We start from the raw sequence: 24,560 nt of genomic DNA, 5'->3' as shown, positions 1-24,560 counted from the left end.
ATTTCTATTTAATCAAAAGCTATCACCACCTCGTCCGTTACAAAAACGAGATAGCTGACGCCCGGCTGCAGTGCGCCCAAAGTGCTGATGCCATAGGCCGGCCAGTAAACGCCAGTTCCGGCCACCGCCTTGATAATTATGAGTTTCTCCGGCTCCTCGGCAAACAAAATGTGTGGCTCCACAGCTTCCGTCGCTAACACCGGCAGCAGGCTCCAGCCAGCCGGCAATGTCAGCTGACTATCTTCCGGCAGCATTCCTGCTATTTCAATCTCAAAATCTGCGGCAGCTTTAATTTTATAGCCGGTCTGGTAATTCCATTCACCAAGCGTGTTGATCTGCATGCCCGGGAAAAACATTCCCTGCATATCCTGCAGGATGATCAACTCATTGATATGTTCGCCAAAAATCTGCTCCAGGTTGCCGTTGTCAGGAATCAAAGCTGACGAAATCCCATTCCAGCCGCTGTGTATCGGTATGGTCTGAATAAGTCCGACCGGCCGCACGGTGATGTAATTATTTTTGGTGGCTGTAACCGAATTGCCTTCTGCGGTCACCTTTAGTGTTACAGAATACACCCCGGCATTATGATAAGTTACCATAGGGTTTTGGTCGTTACTTGCAGATGGAAAAGCTCCCGGAAAACTCCACACAAAATTTTGGGGGTTGCCGGTGCTCTGATCAAAAAAGTGAATCGAAGTTCCTTCACTCACTGTGGTTACATCTGCAGTAAAATCGGCCGTGAGCGGCTGCAACAATCCAAAGAACAACAGATATTTTTCCATCAGTGCATTGCGGTTGCCCGTGAGACCACCAAACTCCATCGACATGCCGATGGTTCGGTAACCTGCTGCTTCATTGGCTACAGCACAAATGTACTGCGGCGATTGGTTTTTTAGAATGGCCACACCGCCATTTATTGCCGCCAGCCGATCGATCCAACTGTTTTCGCCATTGTAACCGAAACTCATTCCCTGCGTCATGGTGGTGTTCACTCCTGCAATGCTTCCTAGGTCGCCACTGCCATCGGACAGCCCTTGGATACCAAACATTCCATGCACCTGTGTTTGTGTATCGTAATGCCACGTGTCACCGCCTTCCATGTACAATCTTCCGCCGTCGTTGAGGTAAGCTGCCAGCACCTGACCTTGCGTTGCAGTCAGTTTATAATTACTATAATAAATTCCCAGACACACAAAAACCGAGGTGTAAAGGTTGGGATTTGCTGGAAAAGTAGTGGTTATTTGTGTTGCAATTCCATTGGCATTAATGGCAGAAGCTATATGGTTGGCAGAATTATGATTTCCGTCCAGATCGACAATAAGTACTGGTATTTGTCCGGCTACAGCCGAAAAAGTGCCGTTGGCGGAAATTCCTTGCGCGGCGGTAATATTAAAATTAAAACTTATAGTTTGACCCACCGGCGTAGAAGGACTGCAGGTCAGCGAAAATCCAGCCGAAGCGGTTGCGTCAGGCGCCATGTTGCCCATCGGTTGAGGTTGGGTGGTAATGATAGTGATGTAGGGACTGGCTGTGGTGAGTTGTCCCATTACAGCTGTAGCGGCAGCCGAGCCATTGTTGATGGCAGAAACTGTGAAAGTCACCGTTTCGCCGGGATCAAGTTTTCCGTTGTTATTACCGGAAACATCATTAATTGAGTAATTACTATAGGCCAGCAAAGGAGCATGTGCAGTGATGTTGAGTTGGCTTTCCCAGACATTGCTGCCGCTGGTCGCTTTAAGTGTAAATATCAAACCTTCTTCATCCGGCACATTTTCGGCTATCGAGAATTTAAAAATATCGCTTAGCGCAATGGTTTGACCGGCGTTGATTTGAGGCAACATCGCCTGAGCCTGCATTATCGTAACGAATGGGCTGGAGGAAGTAAGCGTAAGATTGATGTTGTTGCCTGCAGCATTGCCTATATTTTTAAAGGAAACGTCGAGGCTGACAGTTTCGCCATATTCGGCCAGCCCGTTGCCATTGGCGCCGGCATCGTTCACTGCATAATTCTCTACCGAAATAAATGGGCCGTTAGGTGTGGCAAACATTACCGTTCCTTGCCACGGCTTGAGATTTTGCCCGGTCACCACCACATCGGCTGTGCCAGCCTGCGTTACCGGCAGCAGGTTTACATGCGCCAGCCCGCTATTGTTGGCCAAAGCAGCACCTACCAAAGCACCATTTTTACTTATCGCAACGTAAGCGTAAGGAGCGGTATTTACTTCCACCATTGTTGTCGATAGTGGCAGCAGCGGCGGATAGCTTACGCTGATGGCAGGCGCTTGCGAAAAATAAACCATCAGTGAGGGATCGCCCATCAAATGATAAATTTCCCAATAATAATTTTTTAGTGACGATCCGGATTGTGTCACTGCCAGGTTGCCCGCCGAGGGCATTTGCCCCTGAGTAACATACCAATCGTTGGTAGTAATACCAGCACGATCGTGGAAGGTGCGGTCGTAAACACCAAGTTTTGTTGATTCATAGGTGGGATTGGACGACACAGTTTTGTTTCCGACGCCCCACCAAAAATCTTCGTCCCAGTAGGTGCTGTTGGAACCACCAATGTAGCCGATGGCGCCTTTGAGCGGTGCCCGAACGATTTCCTCACCGAAAGAATTGTTTTGAAATTCGACCGAAGAACAGCAGTTGCCAACCATCAGCGCATATCGGTGAGAATTGGTAAGAGCAGAGATGTGATTGATGGTAAAAGAAGGATCGGCCCAGCCCGATGGACTGCAATGTGCCGAGTAATTGGCGTAAGCCACACCATTGCTTACATCCTGCCGGATATTGGCCGAATAGTTCCCGCCGGAAGGTTGTGGCTGCAGGTATGCATGCGTCAATAGACCATGCGCTGCATTAAAATAGTATTGTGTTCCATAGTTGATCTGGCCATTGCCCCACTTGAGCTGGTGATAACTATCTGCTCCGGCAACCAACACCACTTCGTCGAGAAAAGTAGGGTCGGGAAAAGCATATTGTTCGTATTCGAGGGTTTTGTCGATTTGTGGCTGCAACTGCGCCAATGTGTTGGCCGAGAACCGTCCGTAAAAACATTCAGGAAAGTAGTCGTTGGTGTATTCACAATAATATAGATCGGTGACGTGTGATCCAGCTGTACCATTAAAAGCAGGCACCTGCGCCACGTCGCCAACGATGAGCACGAAGGTCTGTGGATGCACGCCCTGCGGCGGATTGTTGTAGAAATTCTTCAGGTAATTTTTAATGGAAGTGGTGGAGGTTCCTACCGCCGGATTGTTGGTGTAAGCTTCGATTACTTTAAAACCTTTTTTAGTCTTCCATGCAACAAACGGCTGCAGTGCCGTCTGAAACATCGGATGGGAAACGATAATATAGGTAACCGGAGCAGCGCCCGGCAATGCACGCAAAGATTCCTCAGGAGCAGGCGCCTGGTAATTGATAAGCTGATCGAAAATGGATTTGTAATAAGGCGAATAAAGCCGGGCTTTCTCCGCCTGAGCAGCTTCGGGGTTTCCGCCCATAAATCGTATCTCACCGTCAAAAGATGTAATTACCTGCAACTCGCCACGCATCGGATTATAACGGAATGGCGACACTTCAAGCCGCGCCAGATGTGTACCGCGCATCTCGCCCAATTCTTCTATCTGCACCGTTTCAAAGCCAAACCACTCATCCGATTGATAAACCGATGCATCCACCACCAGGGGGATATTATCGCGCTCATCGCTCTTGCTCACCGATGGCTGCGCAGGGAACAACGGAATAGTAATATCAAAATCTGCCAGGCGGTAGGTCTCTGTAACTACATTCGTGACAACGATTTCATACGTGGCGCCTGCTGGTATTTCCATCAGTTTTTTTATCATCGGCAGCATAGGCGCACCCTCCTGCATCGAATAGTTGTAGCCCGGCGCCACAAGCTGGACAAACGCCCGATTATCGCCGGCAACTTCCAGGCTGCTCAGAGTAGCCAGCTCATGGTGGAAATTAATGTTGCCACGCGTGGTGGCAGTAATATCAAATTGGTTGTCGCCTTGCGAGAGCAACAAAGTTTTGGGTTGTGCAAAAACAGATAAACCTGAGCATAGCATCATCAACGCGAGTAATGTGGCGGAAAGATAGAATTTCTTCATATAAAGTTTTGATTTTAAAAAAATGAAGCGGTAAAACTAAATAAATCTTTGGTGAAGGTTATTTTGGTCAGCGAATGTTTTGCGCGTCATTTCGACTGGAAAATTTGCAGAGCAAGTTTGGATGGAGAAATCTTGTGCGGAAAAAATCGGGGTCATTCTTACCACAAGTAATAAAAAAAAGGCTGCCTTTTCAGGACAGCCTTTTTTGAATTTTTCTTTTAATAAAATTCCCTATCGTGTAATGACGATTTTTTGGAATTCATGCATGGTGTTGCCGTCGATTTTCAGGAAATAAACACCTTCAGCAAATCCGTTCAGGTTGATGTCGGTGGCAAGATGACCATCAACTTTTACATCCGAAACCTTATATACTATTTCACCAATGGCGTTGACTACTTGCAGTTGTACCACGTCGTTGCCGTTAAGCTCAAGGGTAAAAAGTCCTTCGCCCGGATTGGGATAAATCGTGGCCTGTGCTGATGTTTGACCATCAAAAATTCCTACGCAGGTATTGATGGAGAAAACGAAATCCTCGCTCCAAGCACCTTCGCCGCAGTCGTTGCTACCACATACTTTAAGGGAAGCATCGCCTTCATATTCCAGGCTGATGAGGATGGTTATTGCGTTATCCGTTGCGGTTACTTCGCCGGCCTCGGCGGGAACAAGCACCCAGTTATAATTATCAGCATATTCGATTTCACTCACCGCAAAGGTTTCTTCGTAGCCCTGGCAGGTTTGCATGCTGCCAAAGATGTCGCCGGCATCGTCAGGTTTATCTATCACATGGATGTAATCCGGTTTAGTGATGACGCTGCTGCCCTGCGCACCTGTAATGGTAAGGGTTACGTCGAAGGTACCGCCTTCTTCGTACATTACCGTCGGATTTTCCTCGGCAGAGGTTGCCGGTGTTCCACCTTCAAATTCCCAATACCATTCGTCTATTCCACCAGATGAGTAATCGGTAAACGTAACTTCGAGGTCTTGGCAGATTTCAGTATTATTCGCATTGAAGTTTGCGGTCATACCTTGTTCGATAATAACGGTATAGTCTTCAACTTCGCCATAAGATGAGTTGCCACAAGGTACGGGGGCAGTGCTATAAGTCATCCTTACCCGCATGCGGTATTGCCCGCCTTGCTGATCGGCCGGAGGAGTAATGTTTCCGGTAAAGGTTTGCCCCGAGCCATTACTGGTCAGCACGTAGGTTTCCTCAGGATTATTTCCCAGCTCCTTATCCATATTCCAGTCGATCCAAACTGTAACCTTGTCGCTCGACCATGCATTTCCGTTTGTAACAGTAATAGCTTCGGCCACGCCAGGTTCGAGCGTGGTGGTAATGTCTCTATAATCAGCAACGCCACCCTGCCAGCTACTCGAATTATTTATCTCACCCAAAACAACTTTTGAAATATATTCATCCTGGTTGGAGGTTGATGCATCACAATAATCGGTAAATGGAATGAGCACCACGTCTTCCTGTTCAATATTAAAATCGGCATTTAATGTAAGTAAAAGCTCACCCAAATACCCGGGAACAATAGTCGGATCGGCAGAAACGGTAAATACAGCCAAGCCGGTAGCACTGGGCACTAAATCACCAATTTCCTGGGGATCGGCAGATAAAACCGAAAGCATAGGATCGGTGCTAAGGAGGCTTGCAACAACAGTGTAAGCATCAGCAGATCCTTTGTTGATCACGTTTACGGTCATTTCGACAGTTTCGCCCGGATCAAGGAAGCCATTGTTGTTTCCCGAAGCATCATTTATCGAATATCCGTTTAAAGAAAGTTTTGGTGCATGACCGGGGATAACCACTGTACTTGCCCAGTTGTCGGTGCCATCGCTGGCCGAAACGTTCAGCAGCACGCCGTGGCCATCGGGCAGGTTTTCGGCTACGTCAAAAGCAAAACCATCGGTAACCGTTGCAACACCATCAGGTTCGATGTCGCCATAATTAGCGGTAGCATTAGTAATAGTAATGTATTCGTCTTCGGTAGAGATGGTTACAATAACGTTTGCAGCAGTTTCGATACCCACATTTTTTACGCTTAGCGAAAGCATCACCTGCTCGGCATAGTCCATCAGGCCGTTGCCATTGCCACCAGCAATGTCATTAATAACATAGCTGTCTTTAACAACGTAAGGCCCTTCCTGCGGAATTACCGGAACAATGCCCTGATAAGGCAGGTAGTTGTGCAAACTTACGGTAACGTTCACGTGGCCGGGATCGATTACCGGACCATCAAAAGCTACAATAGCAACTCCTGAAGCATCGGAATAGCCAACAGCATACACCGACTGATCTTCGTTGGAAACACACACCATGGCGTTTTCTACAGAGCCGCCGTTGCCGGTAATGGTGACGGTAAATTCGCTCATCCCCAGAAAAAGTTGTGCATCGTGTGAAACAGTAAGTGTTCCTATCTGCTTGGTCCAGGGTTCGATGGAGGCGTCGCCCAACCATAGATAGGTACGGACATTCGATTTGCCAAGCTCACCATGTACGTTCAGCACCGTGAGGTTGGCAAAGTTGGTGATATAGCCGATGTTGGTAATGTTTTCATGAAAAATGGCTTTGTACATCTCCTTGTCATAATCATGATTAGGAATGGTGTAAGATGGGATGATGGCACCATGAACGGCAACAGATGCGGCTGGATGCTTCATAAATGATTCGCAAAGACATTCACCGGAATATCCCACAATATCCATGTTGTCGCAGCAAACATCGAAGAATACGAAGAGCTGATCCAAATTGTTAAGTTGTATAACGTTTGATTTTGTGAAATGCGGAGGCCCCGAGTTTGTCCAGTCCCACAATTCGGTTTCACTACCATGACCCCGGTAGTTAAAAATACCCGAGCCCGTAGTATTTATAAATTCTACCACATCGGCATTGTTGTAGCCTTCGCCACCATAAGCTTTTTCGAAAATGGGTGTTTGTATCGAATAATTGAAGGAGGCAATTTCGTTGCAACACTGTGTGTATTTTCCCGGATAATCTTGCTTGTTTGCAATCAAAATTGTGTTTTCGCCCCAGTTGCTCGACATATCGGGAGTAAGATAATGCGTCATCGTTTTTTCGATCTGCAGCTCCAGCTCAAAGAGTTTGTTAGCGTCGTAAACAAACCGGCCAATGGCCAGATCAGCATAGTGGTCGTTGGGGCCGTCGAGGCAGGTGTACCAACTGTCGGAATAAGAAGGATCGCCGCCGGGGCTCCAGTAGTACATCGGTACAATGTTGGGGCCGCCGTTGCTGCCGCCGTTGGGATAGGCATCGCCCACCATCAGCACATATTCCAGTCCGTCGGTTTCGTAAAGTTCGGAAATATAGGTTTTGAATTGCTGTGGCGTATTAAAGCCCGCCTCCAGGGTGCGCACTTCTGCGCGATGTCCCATTTGGTTTTTCCAATCCACCAGCGGCTGAACGGCATCAACAGCTTCATCATTGGTAATCACCAGATATTTGATGCCGGGGGATTCGCGCAGACTCAGGGTGTAACCCAGCGTCTCAAAGTTTGGAATCGCCGATTTGTACATGTTGTAAAACTTGGGCGAAAGTTCCATCCGCGGATTGAAATTCATCGTGTTGTCCGTTCCTTCAAACTCAACGGCTACCACCAGATGCGTGATCACTTCGAGCGATTGTGTGGATGGATTGTAGCTAAATGGCGTTACGTGCAGGTTGGTAAGTTTTACGTCGCGCCACACCTGAGGGGCATCCATTTGTACATTCACGCCCGGGAAAATACGGTTTTGATTATAAAAATTCTGATCCATCACAAACGGATGGTCATGGCCACCGGGGTTGTCGGTGGTTGGCGTTTGGAAAGGATACACGTTGTAACCTTCCACAGTTTGGATTTTCTGCTCGATAATTTTGAAAGAAACTTTCTGGTTTCCCGGAATGCCTATCATCTGACCAAGCATAGGCAGCTCAGGCAATCCCACCTCCAGAGTGGTGGCGCCGGAGGTAAGCGACAACTGATCGAATACCATTTCGCCCTCTGTAATCTGCTGGCGGTACATGCCCGGCACAGTAATCTCCAGAGTTAGTCCGGCTCTGTCCGACTGCTGCACAGCGATGGTCGTTTGGGCTGGCTCATTGCTGGTGAATGGAACCCAGCTTTTCTGAGCATATAGTCCTGTGGCTGCAAGCAACAGGAATGTAAAAAGCATAAATTTTTTGGTCATAATAGTTTAATTATTTGTTGTAAAAATTTCGATAAAAGTATTTAAGACTTTTGGCTCAAGGCCATTAAAAATTCAAATTAACATTTAATTAACAAAAAACAGCACCCGTTGCAAATGAGTTCAAACGACAGGTGCTGTTATTATTATTTTCTATTTTTAGATTCAATTTTATGAATAAGGTTTAAAGTCATCCTTTAGTTTTGCGTGTGGATAATCTTGGTCATCTGCACCCGCTCGTTGGTGGTAAGTCTTACAAAATAAATTCCGTGCTGCAACTTATTGCCGCTGATGTGGAATTTCTCTGCACTTCCGGTGGCGGTGCTTCCTTGCGAAATTGCCATAACTTCCTGCCCCAGCGCATTGATGATTGCCAATGTGTAGTGGGTTCCCTGTTGCAAAGCTATAGTAATGTTCACCTCTTCGCTAAAAGGATTGGGAGCGATAACGAGCCGGTCAGTGTTGCCTGGCTCACCAATGCCGCTCACCACCACATGAATGCTGTTGGATGGATCGGAAACACAGCCAGCCTGGCTGGTTACCACCACGTGATACACATCTTCCCAGGTGCAAATATGGGATTGTCCGGTAGCTCCGGCAATAATACCCTGGCTGTCGTACCATTGGTTGCCTTCAGCAGCATCAGACGTTAGTGTTTCGAGGGTGAGTGTAATAAAAGGTGTTTCAGGTAACGGGTGAACCGTTAAAGTAACTTGTTCGGTAATCACTTCAAGGCCATCACTAACTGCGACCGTATAAACGGTGGTTTCGTCGGGCGAAGCCACAGGGTTATAAATTGTGGGATTACTCAATCCTGCTGCAGGAGTCCAGGTGTAGGTATAAATTCCTGAACCGCCACCGACAGAAGCCATCAGTTGGGATTCTTCGCCCTGGCATATCTCATCGGGATTACAAGTTACATTCGCCGCCAGCGGGCCACCTGCAACAATGATGGTGTAATCTTCTACTTCGCCATACGATGCGGAACCGCAGGGCTCAGGAGCGGAGCTGTAAGTCATCCTCACGCGCATGCGGTATTGCGCGGCCTGTGCAGTAGCCGGAACAGCGATATTGCCCTGGAAAGTTGCACCACCCCCAACACTTGTCAAAACATAGATTTCGTTGCTTGCATCGCCCAGCTCTTTGTTGGCATTCCAATCGACCCAAACCGTAACTTTATCGCTCGACCAGGCGTTTCCGTTGGTAACGGTAATTGCCTGCGACTCGCCGGGTTCCATGATATTGGTTAGATCTGTGTAATCAGCAACGGCTCCTTGCCATCCGCTTGATTTGTTAATGGTACCAAATGCAACATTGGAAATATATTCATCCTGGTAGGTGGTGGTAGCCTCGCAGTAATCGGTAAAGGCGATCATTATCTCATCGGATGCCTCAATACCGTGCATGGCTTCCATTTCAAAATTCAAAATCGATGTATGACCGGGTGCAACATTGTCGTCAACCGTAACAGAAAAAATAACCTGCGCATCATCACCGGCATTCAAATCGCCCAAACTTTGAGCAGAAGTATTATTTACGGTGATGTACTGATCGCTGGAAGTGAGAAGTCCGGTAACATCGTAAGCAGCAGCGTGTCCGTTGTTGATTCCGGTGATGATAAGATCAGCCGTCTCACCCGGATCGAGCATGCCATTGTTATTACCGCTTGCATCATTTACTGTAAAGTTCAACATCTTTAGATGAGGCGCGTTGGCCACGATATTGAAGTTCGACGACCAGGTTTCCTGTCCGGCAGCCTGCAGCGTAAAAGCTATCGGATGCTGATCGGGAATATTACCAGCGATATCAAAAGCAAAGGCATCAGCAATATTCATTTTGGTTTGTCCGGCGATGTTTCCATAAGTTTGAGTAGCATCGGTGATGGTTACAAAAGAATCGGAGGAGGTGAGTGTTGCAACGACATTTTCGGCCAGTACGGTGCCCACATTTTCAAGCTCAGTGGTAAGCAGGATGCTTTCGTTGTAATCGGCCATTCCGTTATTATTTCCACCGGCATCGTTGATTATTGAAGAGGAATAAACCACATAAGCCCCATTATTGGGAATCACCATCACGGGATATTCGTGCAGAAGGCAGTTGTATCCGGCTACGTAAATCGTAGCTTCGCCCAGTTCGGTGATGGCTTCGTCAAAAACTATTTCGGCGGTACCGGCAGCATTGGTTTGCGCTATGCCATACACCTGATCACCTTTTATAAAAGTACAATTGAGGCCTTCGGTGTTGCCATTCCCCGTAAGGGTGATACTGATAGAGGGAATACCAATGGGCAGTGCTTCCTGATAAGTGGCAGAAATTTCGATTGGTTCGGCGCTCCAGAAACTTACAGCGGCGTCGCCCAGCAGGTTGCAGTCGTAGAAATTCCAGCGCAACGCGCCTTCTTCGTGTTGTCCGGGAGCCGTCACCCAGGGAGCCGTTTCGATGCGTGCCATCGTGTAAGCTACACCCAGCCGGCCTTCTCGTTTATCATAAAAAGCATCCACCAGTTCGCGGTTGAGGTGTTGTGCGGGGCCTTCGGTTTGGCCTTCGTTAAACCAGCCGTAGCGCGAGTTCATGTAAACAGCCACCGCCAGATTCTCGATAGTAATCATCTTTTCGCCGATGCAATCGCTGTCGTCGAAAGCGCCGCAAATACAACCATGCGAGAAGATGAGCGAATAGTTGTGCGTGGTTCCGTCGAGCGGTGCAAAGTTGTTGTTGGTGATGTCGCTGTTGTAAAACTTCATGGCGTAGTTGCTATTGGCATGACCTACGTGGTGAAGAAAAGAGGAGCCTTGGTTCATTTTATTTTTCAAAGTGGTAGCCGACCATGAGCCATCCCGTTCATAAAGTGTTTGAATGTCCTGATTTTCCGGTATGCCGTTGGTGGTATAGCCGTTGTCGTCGTGGTTGCCGATGAGTAATTCGAGATAATCCGCACCCCAGGTTTCAGGAGTGTCATACAACCATTCGCCAACCAAAAGCGGCTTTTCAAGTTCACCCAACACAGGGTTTTGTTGGTACTGAATAGTTTTGTTCATCAAAGCGTTGAATTCAGTCATGTTGGAAATCGAAAAACGTCCGATGCCGATTTCCGGCAGCAGGTCGTCTTCGCCAATCTCGCCCCATTTGTTGTTGCCGTTGTCGTTCCAGGTGCCGTCCAAAGCAGCAAAATAAAGGTCGGCAGGAATGTCGTTGTCTTCATAAACCGTCGATGACTGCACTTTGCAATACAATCCGCGGTAAGGCACGTGCTCCACGTCGCCACCCATCGTCACCTGCTCGATGCCATGCTGCTGATATTCCTGGATGATGTAATTCCTAATCTTCTCCGGGTTGTCCACGCCGGTCATTTGCGCATAGATATCAGTGGTAACAGCCACTTGCGCTTTGATGCCACGGGGCTTATAAAATTCGACTAATTCTTCAAAACCCGCTGCAAACTGCGAGGAGGTGATGATGAGCATTTGGTAATCGTCGCTGCGGCTATCGGTAGTTGGATAGGTGGAAATGGCCTCCTCATTTTGAACTAAAGCCTTCAGCCGCGACTGAATAGATGAAGAGCTCCGAAGATTTTGCAGCGCTGCCACCGATTTCTCACTGGCAGTGGCGTTGATCTGAGCTGTAATATTTTTATAATAAGAAATCTGTCCCGTTTCCGGAATGTACTCTACCGGAGTAAAAGAGCACAATGCCACAGCATGGCCATTCATGTATTGGGTGGTAATGTGGCCGTGCAGTGAGGCAGGATAAGCAGCGTCGGATTGGTAAACCCGGCTGTCGATAACAAAAGTTCCGGAGGCTCCTTCCGACACCGGACGGGAATGCTGCATGGGATAAATCATGAAAGCACCCTCAAGGGTTACCTTTTCGCCCGTGAGCAGCACAATATCTTTGGCAGCCGTTCCGGGAGGCAGCAGCAGCGATACCGAATGGTAGGGCAACATAGGCTCGCCGGCGATACCAACAGGCATAGTGTTTTCAAAACTGATGGTCGTGTAGCCATCAACGGTTGTAATCTGTGGTTGGTCGAAATGGTAGGTTTTTTCGAGTACCTGTGCTTGCATCACGCCAAGTGAAACCAGCACAAGTACCATCGAGAGAAGAAATTTTTTCATAGTAAAAATAGTAATGAGAGTTTAATTAAAAAATATAGAAAAGGATCGGAAGTGCCTCTGCCCCACCGATCCTCCTTCCAAAAAGTTTCACAAAGATAATTTATTTACGTACGACAAGCTTGGTCGTGTAAACATGGTTTTGGCCTTTGAGTGTCAACAAATAAAAGCCTTCCAGCAGCCACTGGGCATCCACAGCATTATAACCTGCCTGAACAGCACCTTCATACAATATTTTACCCGACAGGTCGGTGATGGTCATTTGCGCGTCGGCGGCTGCCTCGATGGTAAAGAATCCGTTGTTAGGATTGGGCGTCAACGCCGGATCGTTGGCATTGGGTTCATTCACACCAATACATTCGTCTACCATGATGGTAAGCGTTTCGGAAAGTTCGCCAAAACCGCAGTCGTTGTAGCCCTGAACAGCCAGAGTTACCTCGCCGTAATAATTTTCATTCCAGGAAATTTCTGCTTCGTATCCATTTTCAGATACCAATGTGCCGGCATCTTCGGGCAGCAAAATCCATTGGTAAGTATCAGTAGCAGCCAGTGGAGCAATGGAATAGGTTTCTATCCAATAGTTACACACCATGTCGAGACCACTGATGGCCCCCGGTGTTTCGGGCAGCGGCAATATGGTGAGGATCATTTCATCAGAAAGCAATTGACCATTGCCAAACACCGTCAGCGAAAGTGTTACCATGCCGTCTTCAGCATCCTGAACACCGGGCATGTAGGTGACTTCGAGCAGTGAAGGATTATCAAAAACTCCGTCACCGGAAGTACTCCAGAGTGCGTTTTCATAATTCATAGCAAAGGGAGAAGTTGTAAACGCATCCTGGGCACAGGTTTCGTCATCTACGCCGGCATACACGCTCATGGTTACGTCGGTGCTGGCGGGCAGTTCGATGTAATCTACCCAGGCACAGTCGCTGCCACCGGCTACATAAATATCCTTGATGTATTGCCAACGGAAAGTATGCTCGCCGGCAGTCACCGCAAAGGCTACACGCCCCCAGTCTGTTTCACCCGACCATTCGCCAACTTTATTATTATCAATATAAAACCGCAGCCAGTCGTAGTTATTTTCACTCGACACCTTACGATAAAAGGCTATCGAATCGTTGCCGGCAACTTCATACACCAGCTTCATCTCTGTTTGTGTATTGTGCGCAATTGAACCAGATTTGGCTGCATAATCTCCTTCGTACACTTCACTGCCCACAATTGTCCAGTTGGCATTTCCGGCAAACTGCCATGGAAACTTGGTGAAATCACCAGTTTCAAAATCTTCCACTATCAAACCTACTTTGGGGGTATAAGACTGCATAAGTTCATAAGCTCCGGAAGTAACCTTTAGAACAAGGTCAATCACTGTTCCGATAGGTGCAGCAGGCGAAACCGTAACATTGAAAACAGCATCGGTGCTTTCGCCAGCCTCCAAAGTTTCCAGATCAAATTCGACGCTATTGATGGTAATCCATGTACTGAAAGTAGAAAGCAGTGCCATGCTTTCTTCGGCATCAATCTGTCCAAGGTTAGAAATAGGAATGATCAGATCGGCTACCTCACCGGGATCAAGATTGCCGTTGTTGTTGCCGGCAAAATCATTAATAGTAACCCCGCCGGCCGACAAAAGCACGCCATGCGCGGTGATCACAAATTTGCTCTCCCATGATTCGTCATCGGTGTAAGCCGTAATATTAATGGTGATTTGTTCGCCACCAGGAATGTTGCCAGCCACTTCAAAAGCATAGGCATCCTCTTTCTCGATGATGTCTTCGAGACCAAAATCACCAAAATACTCAACGGAATCGGTGAGTGTGATAAATGGATTTTGGGTAGTAATAGCCACCGTAACGTTGCTGGCAGGAGCATCGCTAAAATTGGCCATTGCCAGGGTGAGCAATATAGATTCTCCCGGTTCGGGGATACCATTGTTATTACCCGAAGCATCGTTGATGGAATGAGCATAATAGCTTGGCCCTGGCAGCGGAACAGCATTTACGGCTGCCAGCGCGTCGATGCGTCCGGAGCCGCTGTTGTTGTTTTTACCGGGCGTCATCACCTGTGCAGTTTCTTCCGAAATCTGCGAAATCTGTTCGGGGCTAAGCTGATCATTTTTCTGCAGCATCAGGGCTATCATGCCGGCATTACACGGAGTAGCCATCGAGGTACCACTCCATCCATCTTCGTAGCCCGTGTTGCTATTATAAGCCAACGATTTGATGTTGGAGCCGGGAGCGCAGATGTCAGGACGAATCAGACCAATACCAGGTTGATAAGGATAATCGTTAAAAGGACCTATGTTGCTCCAGGTCAACGGACCACGTCCGGAAAAGCTGGAAACCTGATTGCTGCTGGTAGTAGCACCTACACAGATAATTCCCGAGGTGCCACCGATAAGTGTTTGGTCAGGGTGGAGCCAGGGTGGTGGAAGATCGCCGGGAGTACGCACGTTGTCAGGAATGGGATAGCTACCTTGCTGGTCGCCTTCGTTGCCGGCTGCCACTGATGCCACAATACCTGCTGCCAGCGAGTTGTCGAAAGCTTCGCGCCATACACGGCGGTTTGGACCCCAGTCGTGAAGCCATCCCAATGAAAGGCTCATCACATGAGCACCTTGCTCTACGCTGAATTCTATCCCCGACCACACACCGCTTTCGTTGCCACTGCCGCCGGCGTCGAGCACTTTAATACACATAATGGTAGCTCCGGGAGCAACGCCGGTTTGTGAACCTGATGCTCCTTGGCCGGCTACCGTTCCTGCGCAATGCGTTCCGTGACCGTTATCATCCTTGGGATTGTTGTTGTTACCAACAAAATTATATCCATGAAAAGGATATTCGTCGCTCTGCCAGATATTACCCTGCAAGTCGAGGTGGTCGTAATTAACACCTGTATCAATTACCGATACAATGATGCCATCGCCATCGAAACCTAACGACCATACAGCATTAGCGTTTATCTTGAGGACATTCCATGTTATTTCGCGGCTGCCGGGAACGCCTTCTACAGCCACAGCATTTTTGCGCTCCGCCGGATCGAGAAGCATACGCGTCTCGTCGTAGTCGATGGATTCGATGTCGTTGCGCTTGGCAAGTTGAGTTATCGCCTCAGGTGTTGCGTAGCAGTTGATCACGTTAGCAATCCAATAAGTGGTTACCTGATGCACCTGCTGGCTCCGCTGCTGCTGGTTGAGCTGTGCAACTACTCCGCGCTGCGAGAGGGTCGAAAAATCTTTGAGCGCAGCCACCACATACTGGCGACGTTCCTCTCCGCGCAATGTCTGCGCATGACGCAACAACTCTTGTGAATCGTATTTATCTTTTAAAGTAATGTTGATGCGAACCATGTCATCAGCAGAAACCTGCTCAAGATGCGTGGCAAGATGATTTGTAAGGAGGCTCTGAGCACTGAGAGTTGTCAGCATACCTGCCAGTAAAACCAGTAGAATAAGCGTAGTGAATCTTTTCATTTGATAAGTTTTAGTTGTAGTAAAAAATATAAATCCGTTTTAAAATTTCTAAGAATATTGTTCAGTTCCGCAGAAAGCAAAGTAAATAACATCTGAAGCCAAACTTTGTTGAATCAGCATATTAAGATAATCATGTCCTCCGAATTTTTTTGATTTAATAAAGATATGGCTTTAATTTTGGAATTTCCGTTGGATAATTTTAATTAAAATATTAATGACTTCCACCTCCTGAAGAGCATATTTTTGCTTCACTTCATCTATCACCAGAAGTGCATCATCCAAACGTTTCTGGCGGTTCAGCTGGTCGATGGTTTGTTGATAGGCTTCCACATCCCCTTTAAAAATTTCATTGATAAACAAAAATTTATCATTCACCCCAATGGCCGCCCTGATGTCGGGAATGGCATGGCTGCCGATGTGCGCTGACAGAGAAGTGTCGCTCTTTTGGTAAACATCGGCAAACGTTTTGGCAGGAGTAAATTGGTCGGCTGTCGATCTTGGTGCTCTCCTACTGGAAATTGAAGATGAAGGAGATATCGACCCAGAAGGTTTTTCTTTCTCGATGGTTGGCGCAGCCGATTCCACAAAAGGCTTTTCTTTTTCTGCCACAGAGACTGCCAGATTTTGTGCATCATCGTCCGCCTTTTCGGTCTTATCCTTCTTTTCTTCTTTTACAAAATATTCATCTTCTTTTGCTATCGAAAACGGAACCTCCTTAATTTTCTCCTCCCGCGTTGTTGGGTTTTGATTTGCCAAATGAGCGCCCGGATGGGCCATCTCAAGTTCATCAATCAGATCGTAAAGCAGACGGAGGTCGTCGAAGAGGATGTCGCGATCCAGGCGCGCTATCTCCGGCTGGTGGCGGTTGGCACGCATCCAGTCTTTTACAAGTTTTTGTACCTGTTGAGTGATTTGATCGTTGATCGTCATAAAATAAATTTCAGCTGCAGATATCTTTTTTGGTTTTCGGCGGAAGCATCAGTTTTGATTAGCATTTGCAAAAAAAGCAAAAATATTAAACTGTTCCTTTTATCTTTTTCAAAACTCGTCCCGATGTGATGAACGATTAAGGAACAGAAAGCGTATTTTCGCGGCACAAATTCCGGCAAAAGCAGGAGGTTTTTTTAGAAAAAAAGGAATATGTTTTTAGAAACCAAGGCCGACCGCACCGCCCGCGGCGGCTGGATAGAAGTTATTTGCGGCTCTATGTTTTCGGGAAAAACCGAAGAGCTGATCCGTAGGCTCAAGCGTGCCCGCATCTCGCGCCAGAAGGTAGAGATATTTAAACCTGCCATCGATTCGCGCTACGATGCATCGGATGTTGTGTCGCACGATGCTTCAAGCATTCCTTCCACACCTGTGGAATCGTCGTCGCAAATATTGTTGCTGGCCGGCGAGGTAGACGTGGTGGCTGTGGACGAAGCGCAGTTTTTCGACGAAGGGCTACCGGCAGTTTGCAACCAACTGGCCAATGCCGGGATGCGTGTGATCGTGGCAGGCCTCGACATGGACTACACCGGCAAACCTTTTGGTCCCATGCCCGCCCTGATAGCCACCGCCGAATACGTGACAAAGGTACACGCCATTTGCATGAAATGCGGCAACCTGGCGCAGTATTCGCACCGCATCGCCGGTGGCGAAAAGCTGGTGGAGCTGGGCGAAACCGACCGCTACGAGCCGCTGTGTCGTCGCTGCTTTTTCGAAGAGCGGAAGAAAAAATGATAGGGCAACTGCCGGAGATTAATTGTAATCCTGATTTTCGTACTTTTGTCAAACAAGTTCCCACAACCAATCGTTTATAGGTTGTTCATTTATGAAAAGGAAAAAAATATGGAGACAGTAACTGTAGAACTAAGGGATAGTAATGCAATGAGGATTTTGAAAGGTCTTGAATTCGCCAACATCATACGGGTATTGGATAAGACAGTTTCTGGTAAATCAGAAATTACAAAGGATAAAAAGATTTCTGCCACTCTTCGTGGTTCACTAAGTAAGGATCGGGCAAATGAACTCCTTGAACAACTAACAGAAATGCGCAACGAATGGGAAGCCAGAATTATCTAATCGACACCAACGTGGCTATTGATTACTTTAGCGAAAAACTTCCTGAAGAAGCGCTTTTAATGCTGGATGGTATTATCGACAAGCAGTTTTACTTGTCAGTTATTTCGAAAAGATTGAGGGTATTAAAATTTTGAATCCCCATCAAATGAAAATCTAAAGATTTGTCAAGCAAGTTCCCACAGTCAAGCATTTGCAAATTATTCATTTGTAAAATATAACACATTTTAATTTACACCCCTATGGATCCAACCTATCACCTCCGGCAGCCTGTTTCTAATCTGAAAATATTTTCCGTTCTTTGTGCTAAATTTTAAATAGCTGATAATGATGAAAAACACATTCCTTCTAATCCTTGTGGCAGCCCTTACCCTGGGCGCCTGCAACCAGCCTTCGGGCACCGACAGTAAACAAACACAATCCACCCCGGAGGAAACCCTGCAATCCACCCCGGAAGAAATCACGCAAACCATCCAAACACAAGATACAATGGACACACCTCAACAAACGCCGACGGAAACTCCTACCGGACAAAAAGTAAAACTAAGCACCAAATTTGGCGACATGACGCTGCTGCTCTATGACGAAACGCCACAACACCGCGACAATTTCCTGAAGCTGGTGCGCGAAGGCTACTACAATGGCACGCTGTTTCACCGCGTCATCCGCGACTTTATGATTCAGGGCGGCGACCCCGAAAGCAAGGGCGCAGCGCCCAACAAACGACTGGGCAGCGGTGGCCCCGGCTACACCATTCCGGCAGAATTTAACCCCGCATTTATTCACAAAAAAGGCGCCCTCTCAGCAGCACGTCAAGGTGACCAGGTAAATCCGCAGCGCAGCTCCTCCGGCTCACAGTTTTATATTGTGCAGGGAAGTAAAACCCCGCCCGACGCACTAAACAACGTCGCTCAACAATCAGGCGCTTCTTACACTCCTGAACAAATCGAAATCTATAATAATATTGGTGGAACCCCCTTCCTCGACACCCAATACACCGTATTTGGCGAAGTGGTGAGCGGACTGGATGTGATTGATAAAATCGCCGCTGTTCCCACCGCCCCCGGCGATCGCCCGGTGGATGACGTGTCTATGACCTTGACAATTATTTCAGAGTAATCCATTCGCAAAGCAATAACAAAAGAAGTTTTTAATTAAAATTGAACCACATTTTAAATTTAAACAGATGAAAAAAATCGCAATCCTTTTCACACTTATAGCCGCATTTGCACTTCAGGGAATGTCGCAGCAGGACAAGGTCCAAAAATTTGTAATCCATACCGACTACGGCGACATCCACGGAATACTTTACAACGACACGCCACAGCACCGCGACAATTTTATAAAACTTGTAAACGAAGGCTGGTACAACGGCTCTATCTTTCATCGCGTCATCAAAGATTTTATGATTCAGGGTGGTCAAAATGCCGACGGTCGCCAGGATCCGGGCTATACCGTTCCGGCCGAATTTCGGGATAACCATTTTCATAAAAAAGGAGCTCTTGCCGCCGCCCGCATGCCCGACCAGATGAATCCCGAAAAATCTTCCTCTGGCTCGCAGTTTTACATTGTGCACGGACGCGTTTTCGACGAAGCTATGCTCACCAACATGGCACAGGGAGGAAAATCTTTTACCGATGAGCAGCGCCAGATTTACTCGACAGTTGGTGGCACGCCACATCTTGATGGCGACTATACCGTTTTTGGAGAGATTACCAATGGCCTGGAGGTGGTCGATAAAATTGCTGTGGTAAAAACCGCCGGAGGCGACCGCCCCGTTAATGAAGTGAAAATGACCATCGAAATGGAGAAATAAGCTCTCCGGCTTTAGAGGATTTGCATTACAAAAATACCATGAAAGATAAAATTGAAAAGCTGTTGCAGGAGATCGATGACGCCGCGCCACAAGACGCCGGACAACTCGACGCTTTCCGCATAACCTACATCAGCAAAAAGGGGAAGATACCGGCACTATTTGATGACTTCAAAAGTGTGCCCCCCGAAGAGCGCAAAGAGATGGGGCAGCGCCTCAACGAACTGAAAAACCGCGCTCAGGAAAAATTTAACCAGCTCAAAGAATCGCTGGAACAACACTCGGCAGGTGCAGCAACAGGAACATCCGCCGACCTCACCCGTCCTGCCGATTTCCGGTTTACCGGCAGCCGCCATCCATTGTCGATCGTCCGCCGGCGCATCCTCGATATTTTCAACAGATTGGGATACACCGTTGCCGAAGGGCCAGAGATAGAGGACGACTGGCACAACTTCTCGGCGCTCAACTTCCCTGAAGAGCATCCGGCGCGCGATATGCAGGACACCTTTTTTATCAGCGACAGCCAGGTGCCGGGCGCTGAAAAAGTGGCACTTCGCACGCACACTTCATCTGTGCAGGTACGGATAATGGAAAATAACAAGCCTCCTATCCGCATACTGGCACCCGGACGCGTGTTTCGCAACGAGGCCATCTCCGCACGCGCGCATTGCATCTTTCATCAGATTGAGGGTTTGTATATCGATCATAATGTTTCGTTTGCTGATCTCAAACAAACGCTGTATCACTTTGTCCGCGAGCTTTTTGGCGAAGAGACACGTGTTCGCTTCCGGCCTTCTTATTTTCCGTTTACGGAACCTTCGGCCGAGATGGACATCTCGTGTAAAATCTGTGGCGGGAGTGGCTGCAAGATTTGCAAATATTCTGGATGGGTAGAGATATTGGGCTGCGGAATGGTGGATCCCAACGTACTCGAAAGCTGCGGCATCAGCAGCAGCGAATTTACGGGATTTGCCTTTGGCATGGGAGTAGAACGTATCACCATGCTTAGCTACCAAATTGATGACCTGCGCCTGTTTTTCGAAAACGACGTTCGCTTTCTAGAGCAGTTTCAGGGAGCGTTTTAAAAGCTACAAACAGCAAATTCCAAATAGCAAATAAGTTCCAAAAACCAATTTTTCAAACGCACGTGGCCGTTTGATTTATTGTTTTTTAATTATTGAAATTTGTTGTTTTTTGGAATTTCATTTCCGCACCTCCGGCACAGACATGTGTGTTTGCACCAGCAACCATTTTCCATCTTTTTTTACCAGCACACCTGTGTAACGCAGCCCCTCGTAGCTGTGGGCTTTGCCGTCGCGGATAAAATTGTAGTTGATAATCTCCGAAAACCAGGCAGTGTTTCCCGTGTCGTTGATCTCGATGATCTGGTCGTGGTCGGAAATATAGGTGTTGGTGAAGCTTTTAAATTGCCTGATGACGGCAGCCTTGATTTGCTCCCAGCCCATCAGCTTCTCACCCGACTCGGTACCAAAGCTCACAATACTTTCCGATGGGCACCAGATGTCGCCAATCATTCCGATGTCCTGATTTTCGTTGGCAAGTGCATATTTTTGCAATACCAGCCTGATGGCATCTGTTTCCTTTTTTACATTCACCTTTTCCTTTTCAGGCTGCTGGCATCCACCAGCTATCATTACAATGATCGTAATTAGTAAAAATCCTTTTTTCATACACCCTCCATTTATTTTATGATTAATAAAAGCATTTTTTGATCTGGTAAAGATAGGATAAAAACAAACCCCATTTAACGAAAGTTAGATCCTAAGCTCAAAATTCCGGATGTCAAATACAATTTTCCCCTTCTTATCTCTCACCGCTCATCTCTAATTTTTCGTCTCTCATCGCTTTCCTAAATCTTCTTCCAGATTTCCTTCAGCAAAAGCGTAGCTTCTGATTCCGGCGCAAACTCGGTTATAGTCTGCCCTAAAATCATGGCATCCGTAAATATCCGGTCGAAGGGAATTTTGCCAATCACTGGAATAGAATTCGCGTTCAGTTCTTCTTCCAATTTAAGGCTTAGCTCCGGATTCAAATCCCATTTGTTGATGATGGCCTTGGTGGGAATACCAAACTTACGTGTAAGCTCCCCCAGCCGCAGCGCATCGTGCAGCCCCGAAACAGATGGCTCAGCCACCAGAAGCACTTTCTGAACCCCCGAAAGCGAGGCAATCACCGGGCATCCTATTCCCGGCGGGCCATCGTTGATAATGCGACGGATATTATTCTGTTTAGCAATCTCACGGGCTTTGTCGCGAATGGTTGCCACGAGTCTTCCGGAGTTTTCTTCGCCCGGCATCATGTGGGCATGCACCAGGGTTCCAAAGCGTGTAGATGAAATATACCAGAAGTTGTTAAATGATTCTTCGATGCGGATGGCCTCTTCCGGACAGAGACGGCTGCAAAGCCCGCAGCCTTCGCATAGCAATGGATCAATATAGAAAGTATTGTCGTCGGTTTGCAACACAGCATCAAAACGGCATACTTCTGCACACAATCCGCAGCCGGAACAAGCAGCGGCATCGATGATGGCCTTGCTCCCACTCGCAAACGGATGCGTGGAATGGATTTCGGGTTTTAATAGCAAGTGCAGATCAGCAGCATCCACGTCGCAATCGCAAAAAACTGCCTCACCTGCCAGGGAGGCGAAGGCTGCAGTGACCGAGGTTTTCCCGGTGCCTCCTTTGCCGCTCAAAATGGTTATCTCTTCTGGTTTCATACAGTTGTGGTTTCAAAAATTTTCCCGGCCATTTCTTTATAATGCTTTTTATAGCCTTCTATGGATTCTATCAGCAGCCGGCTTCCCGAATACTGCCGCGCAATCTCACGATCGAACGGGATGGTTGCAAATACTGGAAGCGCCTCTTCCGAAAGGTATTGCTGCATCTCACCAAACTCTTTGTCGGCTTTATTAATGACGATGCCAAAACCTTTATCCATCGAGCGCACTAACTCTACGGCAAGTTTCAGATCGTGTAGTCCAAAGGGCGTTGGCTCGGTAACGAGAAGCACAAAATCGGCACCCGCCAGAGTTGCTACCACCGAACAGGAAGTTCCGGGAGGCGCATCGTAGATGATTGTGCCTTCTAAATTTTTTGCTTTGCCGGTCAATTGGCGGATGAGTGGCGTTTGTGTTGCCAGCCCTACATTTAACCGTCCTTCGAGTAATTGCAATTCATTGCCCAGGTTAAAAGTATTGATGGTTCCGATGTGCAAGTCTTTTTCTGTGATGGCTCCATCGCGACAAGCGTACAAGCAGGCACCGCACGAATGGCATAGCACCGCTGACACCTCGGCATGCTGCAATGGTGGAATAACAGTAATGGCGTTGAAGGCGCAATAATCCACACAAGCCCGGCAAAAAGTGCATTTCTCCACGTCGATTTCTGGAATAGGAAGGAACACCGGAACCGTGGCCGTAAGTTTTGCATCAGCAAAAAACAATGCGTCGTTGGGTTCTTCCACATCACAATCTACCAGCATAACTTGCAGCTTACGATCGTGCGCAAGAAAATGCGCCAAATTCACAGCGACAGTTGTTTTCCCTGTGCCTCCTTTTCCACTGGCTATAGCAATTTTAAAATTTTTGGAGTTCATGTTTTAAAAAATTTGATCAAAAAAATGCTGCACATTTTAACTTAAAACATGCAGCATGTAATGTTGCAGGCAGATCACTACCTGTTTCCGCGACCTAAACCGCGACCTAATCCACGTCCGCGCCCAGCGCCACGTCCCTGCCCCCGTCCGGTTTCGTCGCTGTCTAAGCGTCGGCTCGGAGTGTTTTCAGAAACGTCATTGCCGGCAGGCTGCTGTTTTCTACAGCGTCCCAAACCACGTCCGGTGGCAGGGCCTTGGCCTTCTGGTCCTGTTCTGTCTAATCCTGGCATAATTGCCTCCTTTCTATTATTTTAGTGTTTCAATAATTTGTTGAATTGTTTTATTATCGTCTGTAAACTTCACCAGTTGAACCTGGTATTTGTCGAGCATCTCTTTGGCTTTGGGGCCAAAATCGCCCGAAACGATTCGCTTGATACCGAGATTCAACATCTTTTCGGCAACCTTTTGTCCGACGCCACTTTGTCCCGTGGCATATTCATTTTTCAAAAATGTTGATGATCCATTTTCCTGGTCATAGATGCAAAAGTAAGCGCACCGCCCAAATCGTGGATCCATCGTCGATTGCAGCTTATCGCCGCTTGAAGTTATTACTGTTTTCATTGCTGACATACTCGTTTGTTTTTGTTGTGAATATTAAATTTCTATTTGGGTTCATTAATAAAAACGATCTCTGTAGCATGACACATCGGACAGGTTTTATCGGTGACCTGCATGGGCACCGTGAAAAGAGCATGACAGCTTTTGCACGAAACCCAGTTTTGGTCGAAGCAGGCGTTGCCATACACCGCCTTTATGGACTTCACCTCCACGAGAGCGCGAGCAATTTTTTGGCGTGCAGTCTCGTAAATGCGGGCAAAGGTTGGACGCGATATCCCCATCAATACACAAGCCTCATGGTGCAACATGCCGTCGTAGTCGGCCAGCTTTATGGCTTCGTACTCTTCATAATGCAACTCTACCTCGCCCTGACTTTCAACAGGTGTGCCGTAAGGCCTGTAACCTTTAAATGCCGGGGGCGCTACAACTCTTCGCGGATGACGTCGACGTGACATACAATAAATTTTGCTGCAAAGATAATGAGAATATTCTCATAACAATGTTTTTTTATTAAAATTTAATATTATAAAATCAAACCCGAAAGAACCTCAAGG

The 24,560-nt window shown here is 47.4% G+C and carries 16 protein-coding genes; 5 read left to right on the top strand and 11 right to left on the bottom strand.

Going from position 1 to position 24,560, the window contains the following annotated elements; all coding sequences use genetic code 11:
• Positions 1 to 8: 8 nt before the first annotated feature.
• The 5 genes from VFC92_00080 to VFC92_00060 form a co-directional block, all read right to left on the bottom strand.
• Positions 9 to 4,118, bottom strand: coding sequence for a C25 family cysteine peptidase (locus VFC92_00080; protein ID HZK06572.1), 4,110 nt, complete (start codon positions 4,116 to 4,118; stop codon positions 9 to 11).
• A 231-nt stretch (positions 4,119 to 4,349) separates the two neighbouring features.
• Positions 4,350 to 8,312 (bottom strand): C25 family cysteine peptidase, encoded by a 3,963-nt coding sequence (locus VFC92_00075; protein ID HZK06571.1) that lies wholly within the window; start codon positions 8,310 to 8,312, stop codon positions 4,350 to 4,352.
• 194 nt (positions 8,313 to 8,506) lie between these two features.
• Positions 8,507 to 12,424 carry a C25 family cysteine peptidase gene (locus VFC92_00070; protein HZK06570.1) on the bottom strand — a complete coding sequence of 1,306 codons (3,918 nt, stop codon included), beginning with the start codon at positions 12,422 to 12,424 and terminating at the stop codon, positions 8,507 to 8,509.
• Positions 12,425 to 12,524: 100 nt separating this feature from the next.
• The gene (locus VFC92_00065) at positions 12,525 to 15,899 is read right to left on the bottom strand and encodes a S8 family serine peptidase (protein ID HZK06569.1); all 3,375 of its coding nucleotides are present in this window, start codon (positions 15,897 to 15,899) and stop codon (positions 12,525 to 12,527) included.
• A 171-nt stretch (positions 15,900 to 16,070) separates the two neighbouring features.
• Entirely contained in the window at positions 16,071 to 16,829 is a 759-nt protein-coding gene (locus VFC92_00060; protein HZK06568.1) for a hypothetical protein, read from the bottom strand.
• A 210-nt stretch (positions 16,830 to 17,039) separates the two neighbouring features.
• Between VFC92_00060 and VFC92_00055 the strand changes: the two genes are divergently transcribed.
• The 5 genes from VFC92_00055 to pheS all read left to right on the top strand — a co-directional run bounded on the left by VFC92_00055 (position 17,040) and on the right by pheS (position 20,858).
• Complete coding sequence (locus VFC92_00055; protein HZK06567.1) at positions 17,040 to 17,621, top strand: thymidine kinase; 582 nt, start codon at positions 17,040 to 17,042, stop codon at positions 17,619 to 17,621.
• A 108-nt stretch (positions 17,622 to 17,729) separates the two neighbouring features.
• Positions 17,730 to 17,963 carry a hypothetical protein gene (locus tag VFC92_00050; protein HZK06566.1) on the top strand — a complete coding sequence of 78 codons (234 nt, stop codon included), beginning with the start codon at positions 17,730 to 17,732 and terminating at the stop codon, positions 17,961 to 17,963.
• A 486-nt stretch (positions 17,964 to 18,449) separates the two neighbouring features.
• Positions 18,450 to 19,079, top strand: coding sequence for a peptidylprolyl isomerase (locus VFC92_00045; GenBank protein HZK06565.1), 630 nt, complete (start codon positions 18,450 to 18,452; stop codon positions 19,077 to 19,079).
• Between the two features lie 67 nt (positions 19,080 to 19,146).
• A complete protein-coding gene (locus tag VFC92_00040; GenBank protein ID HZK06564.1) occupies positions 19,147 to 19,776 on the top strand; it encodes a peptidylprolyl isomerase in 630 nt (209 codons plus the stop codon).
• Positions 19,777 to 19,814: 38 nt separating this feature from the next.
• Positions 19,815 to 20,858: a phenylalanine--tRNA ligase subunit alpha gene (pheS, locus tag VFC92_00035; protein ID HZK06563.1), complete on the top strand. Its 1,044-nt coding sequence runs from the start codon at positions 19,815 to 19,817 to the stop codon at positions 20,856 to 20,858.
• Between the two features lie 117 nt (positions 20,859 to 20,975).
• On the opposite strand, the gene VFC92_00030 is transcribed toward pheS, so the two are convergent.
• From VFC92_00030 to VFC92_00005, 6 genes are all read right to left on the bottom strand, one after another.
• Positions 20,976 to 21,464: a nuclear transport factor 2 family protein gene (locus VFC92_00030; protein HZK06562.1), complete on the bottom strand. Its 489-nt coding sequence runs from the start codon at positions 21,462 to 21,464 to the stop codon at positions 20,976 to 20,978.
• Between the two features lie 179 nt (positions 21,465 to 21,643).
• Positions 21,644 to 22,510 (bottom strand): 4Fe-4S binding protein, encoded by an 867-nt coding sequence (locus VFC92_00025; GenBank protein HZK06561.1) that lies wholly within the window; start codon positions 22,508 to 22,510, stop codon positions 21,644 to 21,646.
• On the bottom strand, positions 22,507 to 23,388 hold the full coding sequence (locus VFC92_00020) for an ATP-binding protein (GenBank protein HZK06560.1): 882 nt from the start codon (positions 23,386 to 23,388) through the stop codon (positions 22,507 to 22,509). The genes VFC92_00025 and VFC92_00020 overlap by 4 nt, the downstream gene beginning before the upstream one ends.
• A gap of 77 nt (positions 23,389 to 23,465) precedes the next feature.
• Positions 23,466 to 23,678: a DUF5320 domain-containing protein gene (locus VFC92_00015; GenBank protein ID HZK06559.1), complete on the bottom strand. Its 213-nt coding sequence runs from the start codon at positions 23,676 to 23,678 to the stop codon at positions 23,466 to 23,468.
• Positions 23,679 to 23,694: 16 nt separating this feature from the next.
• A complete protein-coding gene (locus tag VFC92_00010; GenBank protein HZK06558.1) occupies positions 23,695 to 24,018 on the bottom strand; it encodes a NifB/NifX family molybdenum-iron cluster-binding protein in 324 nt (107 codons plus the stop codon).
• A gap of 32 nt (positions 24,019 to 24,050) precedes the next feature.
• Positions 24,051 to 24,461 (bottom strand): DUF134 domain-containing protein, encoded by a 411-nt coding sequence (locus VFC92_00005; GenBank protein ID HZK06557.1) that lies wholly within the window; start codon positions 24,459 to 24,461, stop codon positions 24,051 to 24,053.
• Positions 24,462 to 24,560: the final 99 nt, after the last annotated feature.

The sequence above is a fragment of the Bacteroidales bacterium genome (genome assembly GCA_035647615.1).
Lineage (GTDB): Bacteria > Bacteroidota > Bacteroidia > Bacteroidales > 4484-276 > SABY01.
This window is presented reverse-complemented; position numbering and strand designations above follow the sequence as displayed.

Coding starts and splice junctions, on each gene's coding strand:
- VFC92_00080 (HZK06572.1), bottom strand. CDS start 4,118: ATGAAGAAATTCTATCTTTCCGCCACATTACTCGCGTTGATGATGCTA.
- VFC92_00075 (HZK06571.1), bottom strand. CDS start 8,312: ATGACCAAAAAATTTATGCTTTTTACATTCCTGTTGCTTGCAGCCACA.
- VFC92_00070 (HZK06570.1), bottom strand. CDS start 12,424: ATGAAAAAATTTCTTCTCTCGATGGTACTTGTGCTGGTTTCACTTGGC.
- VFC92_00065 (HZK06569.1), bottom strand. CDS start 15,899: ATGAAAAGATTCACTACGCTTATTCTACTGGTTTTACTGGCAGGTATG.
- VFC92_00060 (HZK06568.1), bottom strand. CDS start 16,829: ATGACGATCAACGATCAAATCACTCAACAGGTACAAAAACTTGTAAAA.
- VFC92_00055 (HZK06567.1), top strand. CDS start 17,040: ATGTTTTTAGAAACCAAGGCCGACCGCACCGCCCGCGGCGGCTGGATA.
- VFC92_00050 (HZK06566.1), top strand. CDS start 17,730: ATGGAGACAGTAACTGTAGAACTAAGGGATAGTAATGCAATGAGGATT.
- VFC92_00045 (HZK06565.1), top strand. CDS start 18,450: ATGGACACACCTCAACAAACGCCGACGGAAACTCCTACCGGACAAAAA.
- VFC92_00040 (HZK06564.1), top strand. CDS start 19,147: ATGAAAAAAATCGCAATCCTTTTCACACTTATAGCCGCATTTGCACTT.
- pheS (HZK06563.1), top strand. CDS start 19,815: ATGAAAGATAAAATTGAAAAGCTGTTGCAGGAGATCGATGACGCCGCG.
- VFC92_00030 (HZK06562.1), bottom strand. CDS start 21,464: ATGAAAAAAGGATTTTTACTAATTACGATCATTGTAATGATAGCTGGT.
- VFC92_00025 (HZK06561.1), bottom strand. CDS start 22,510: ATGAAACCAGAAGAGATAACCATTTTGAGCGGCAAAGGAGGCACCGGG.
- VFC92_00020 (HZK06560.1), bottom strand. CDS start 23,388: ATGAACTCCAAAAATTTTAAAATTGCTATAGCCAGTGGAAAAGGAGGC.
- VFC92_00015 (HZK06559.1), bottom strand. CDS start 23,678: ATGCCAGGATTAGACAGAACAGGACCAGAAGGCCAAGGCCCTGCCACC.
- VFC92_00010 (HZK06558.1), bottom strand. CDS start 24,018: ATGTCAGCAATGAAAACAGTAATAACTTCAAGCGGCGATAAGCTGCAA.
- VFC92_00005 (HZK06557.1), bottom strand. CDS start 24,461: ATGTCACGTCGACGTCATCCGCGAAGAGTTGTAGCGCCCCCGGCATTT.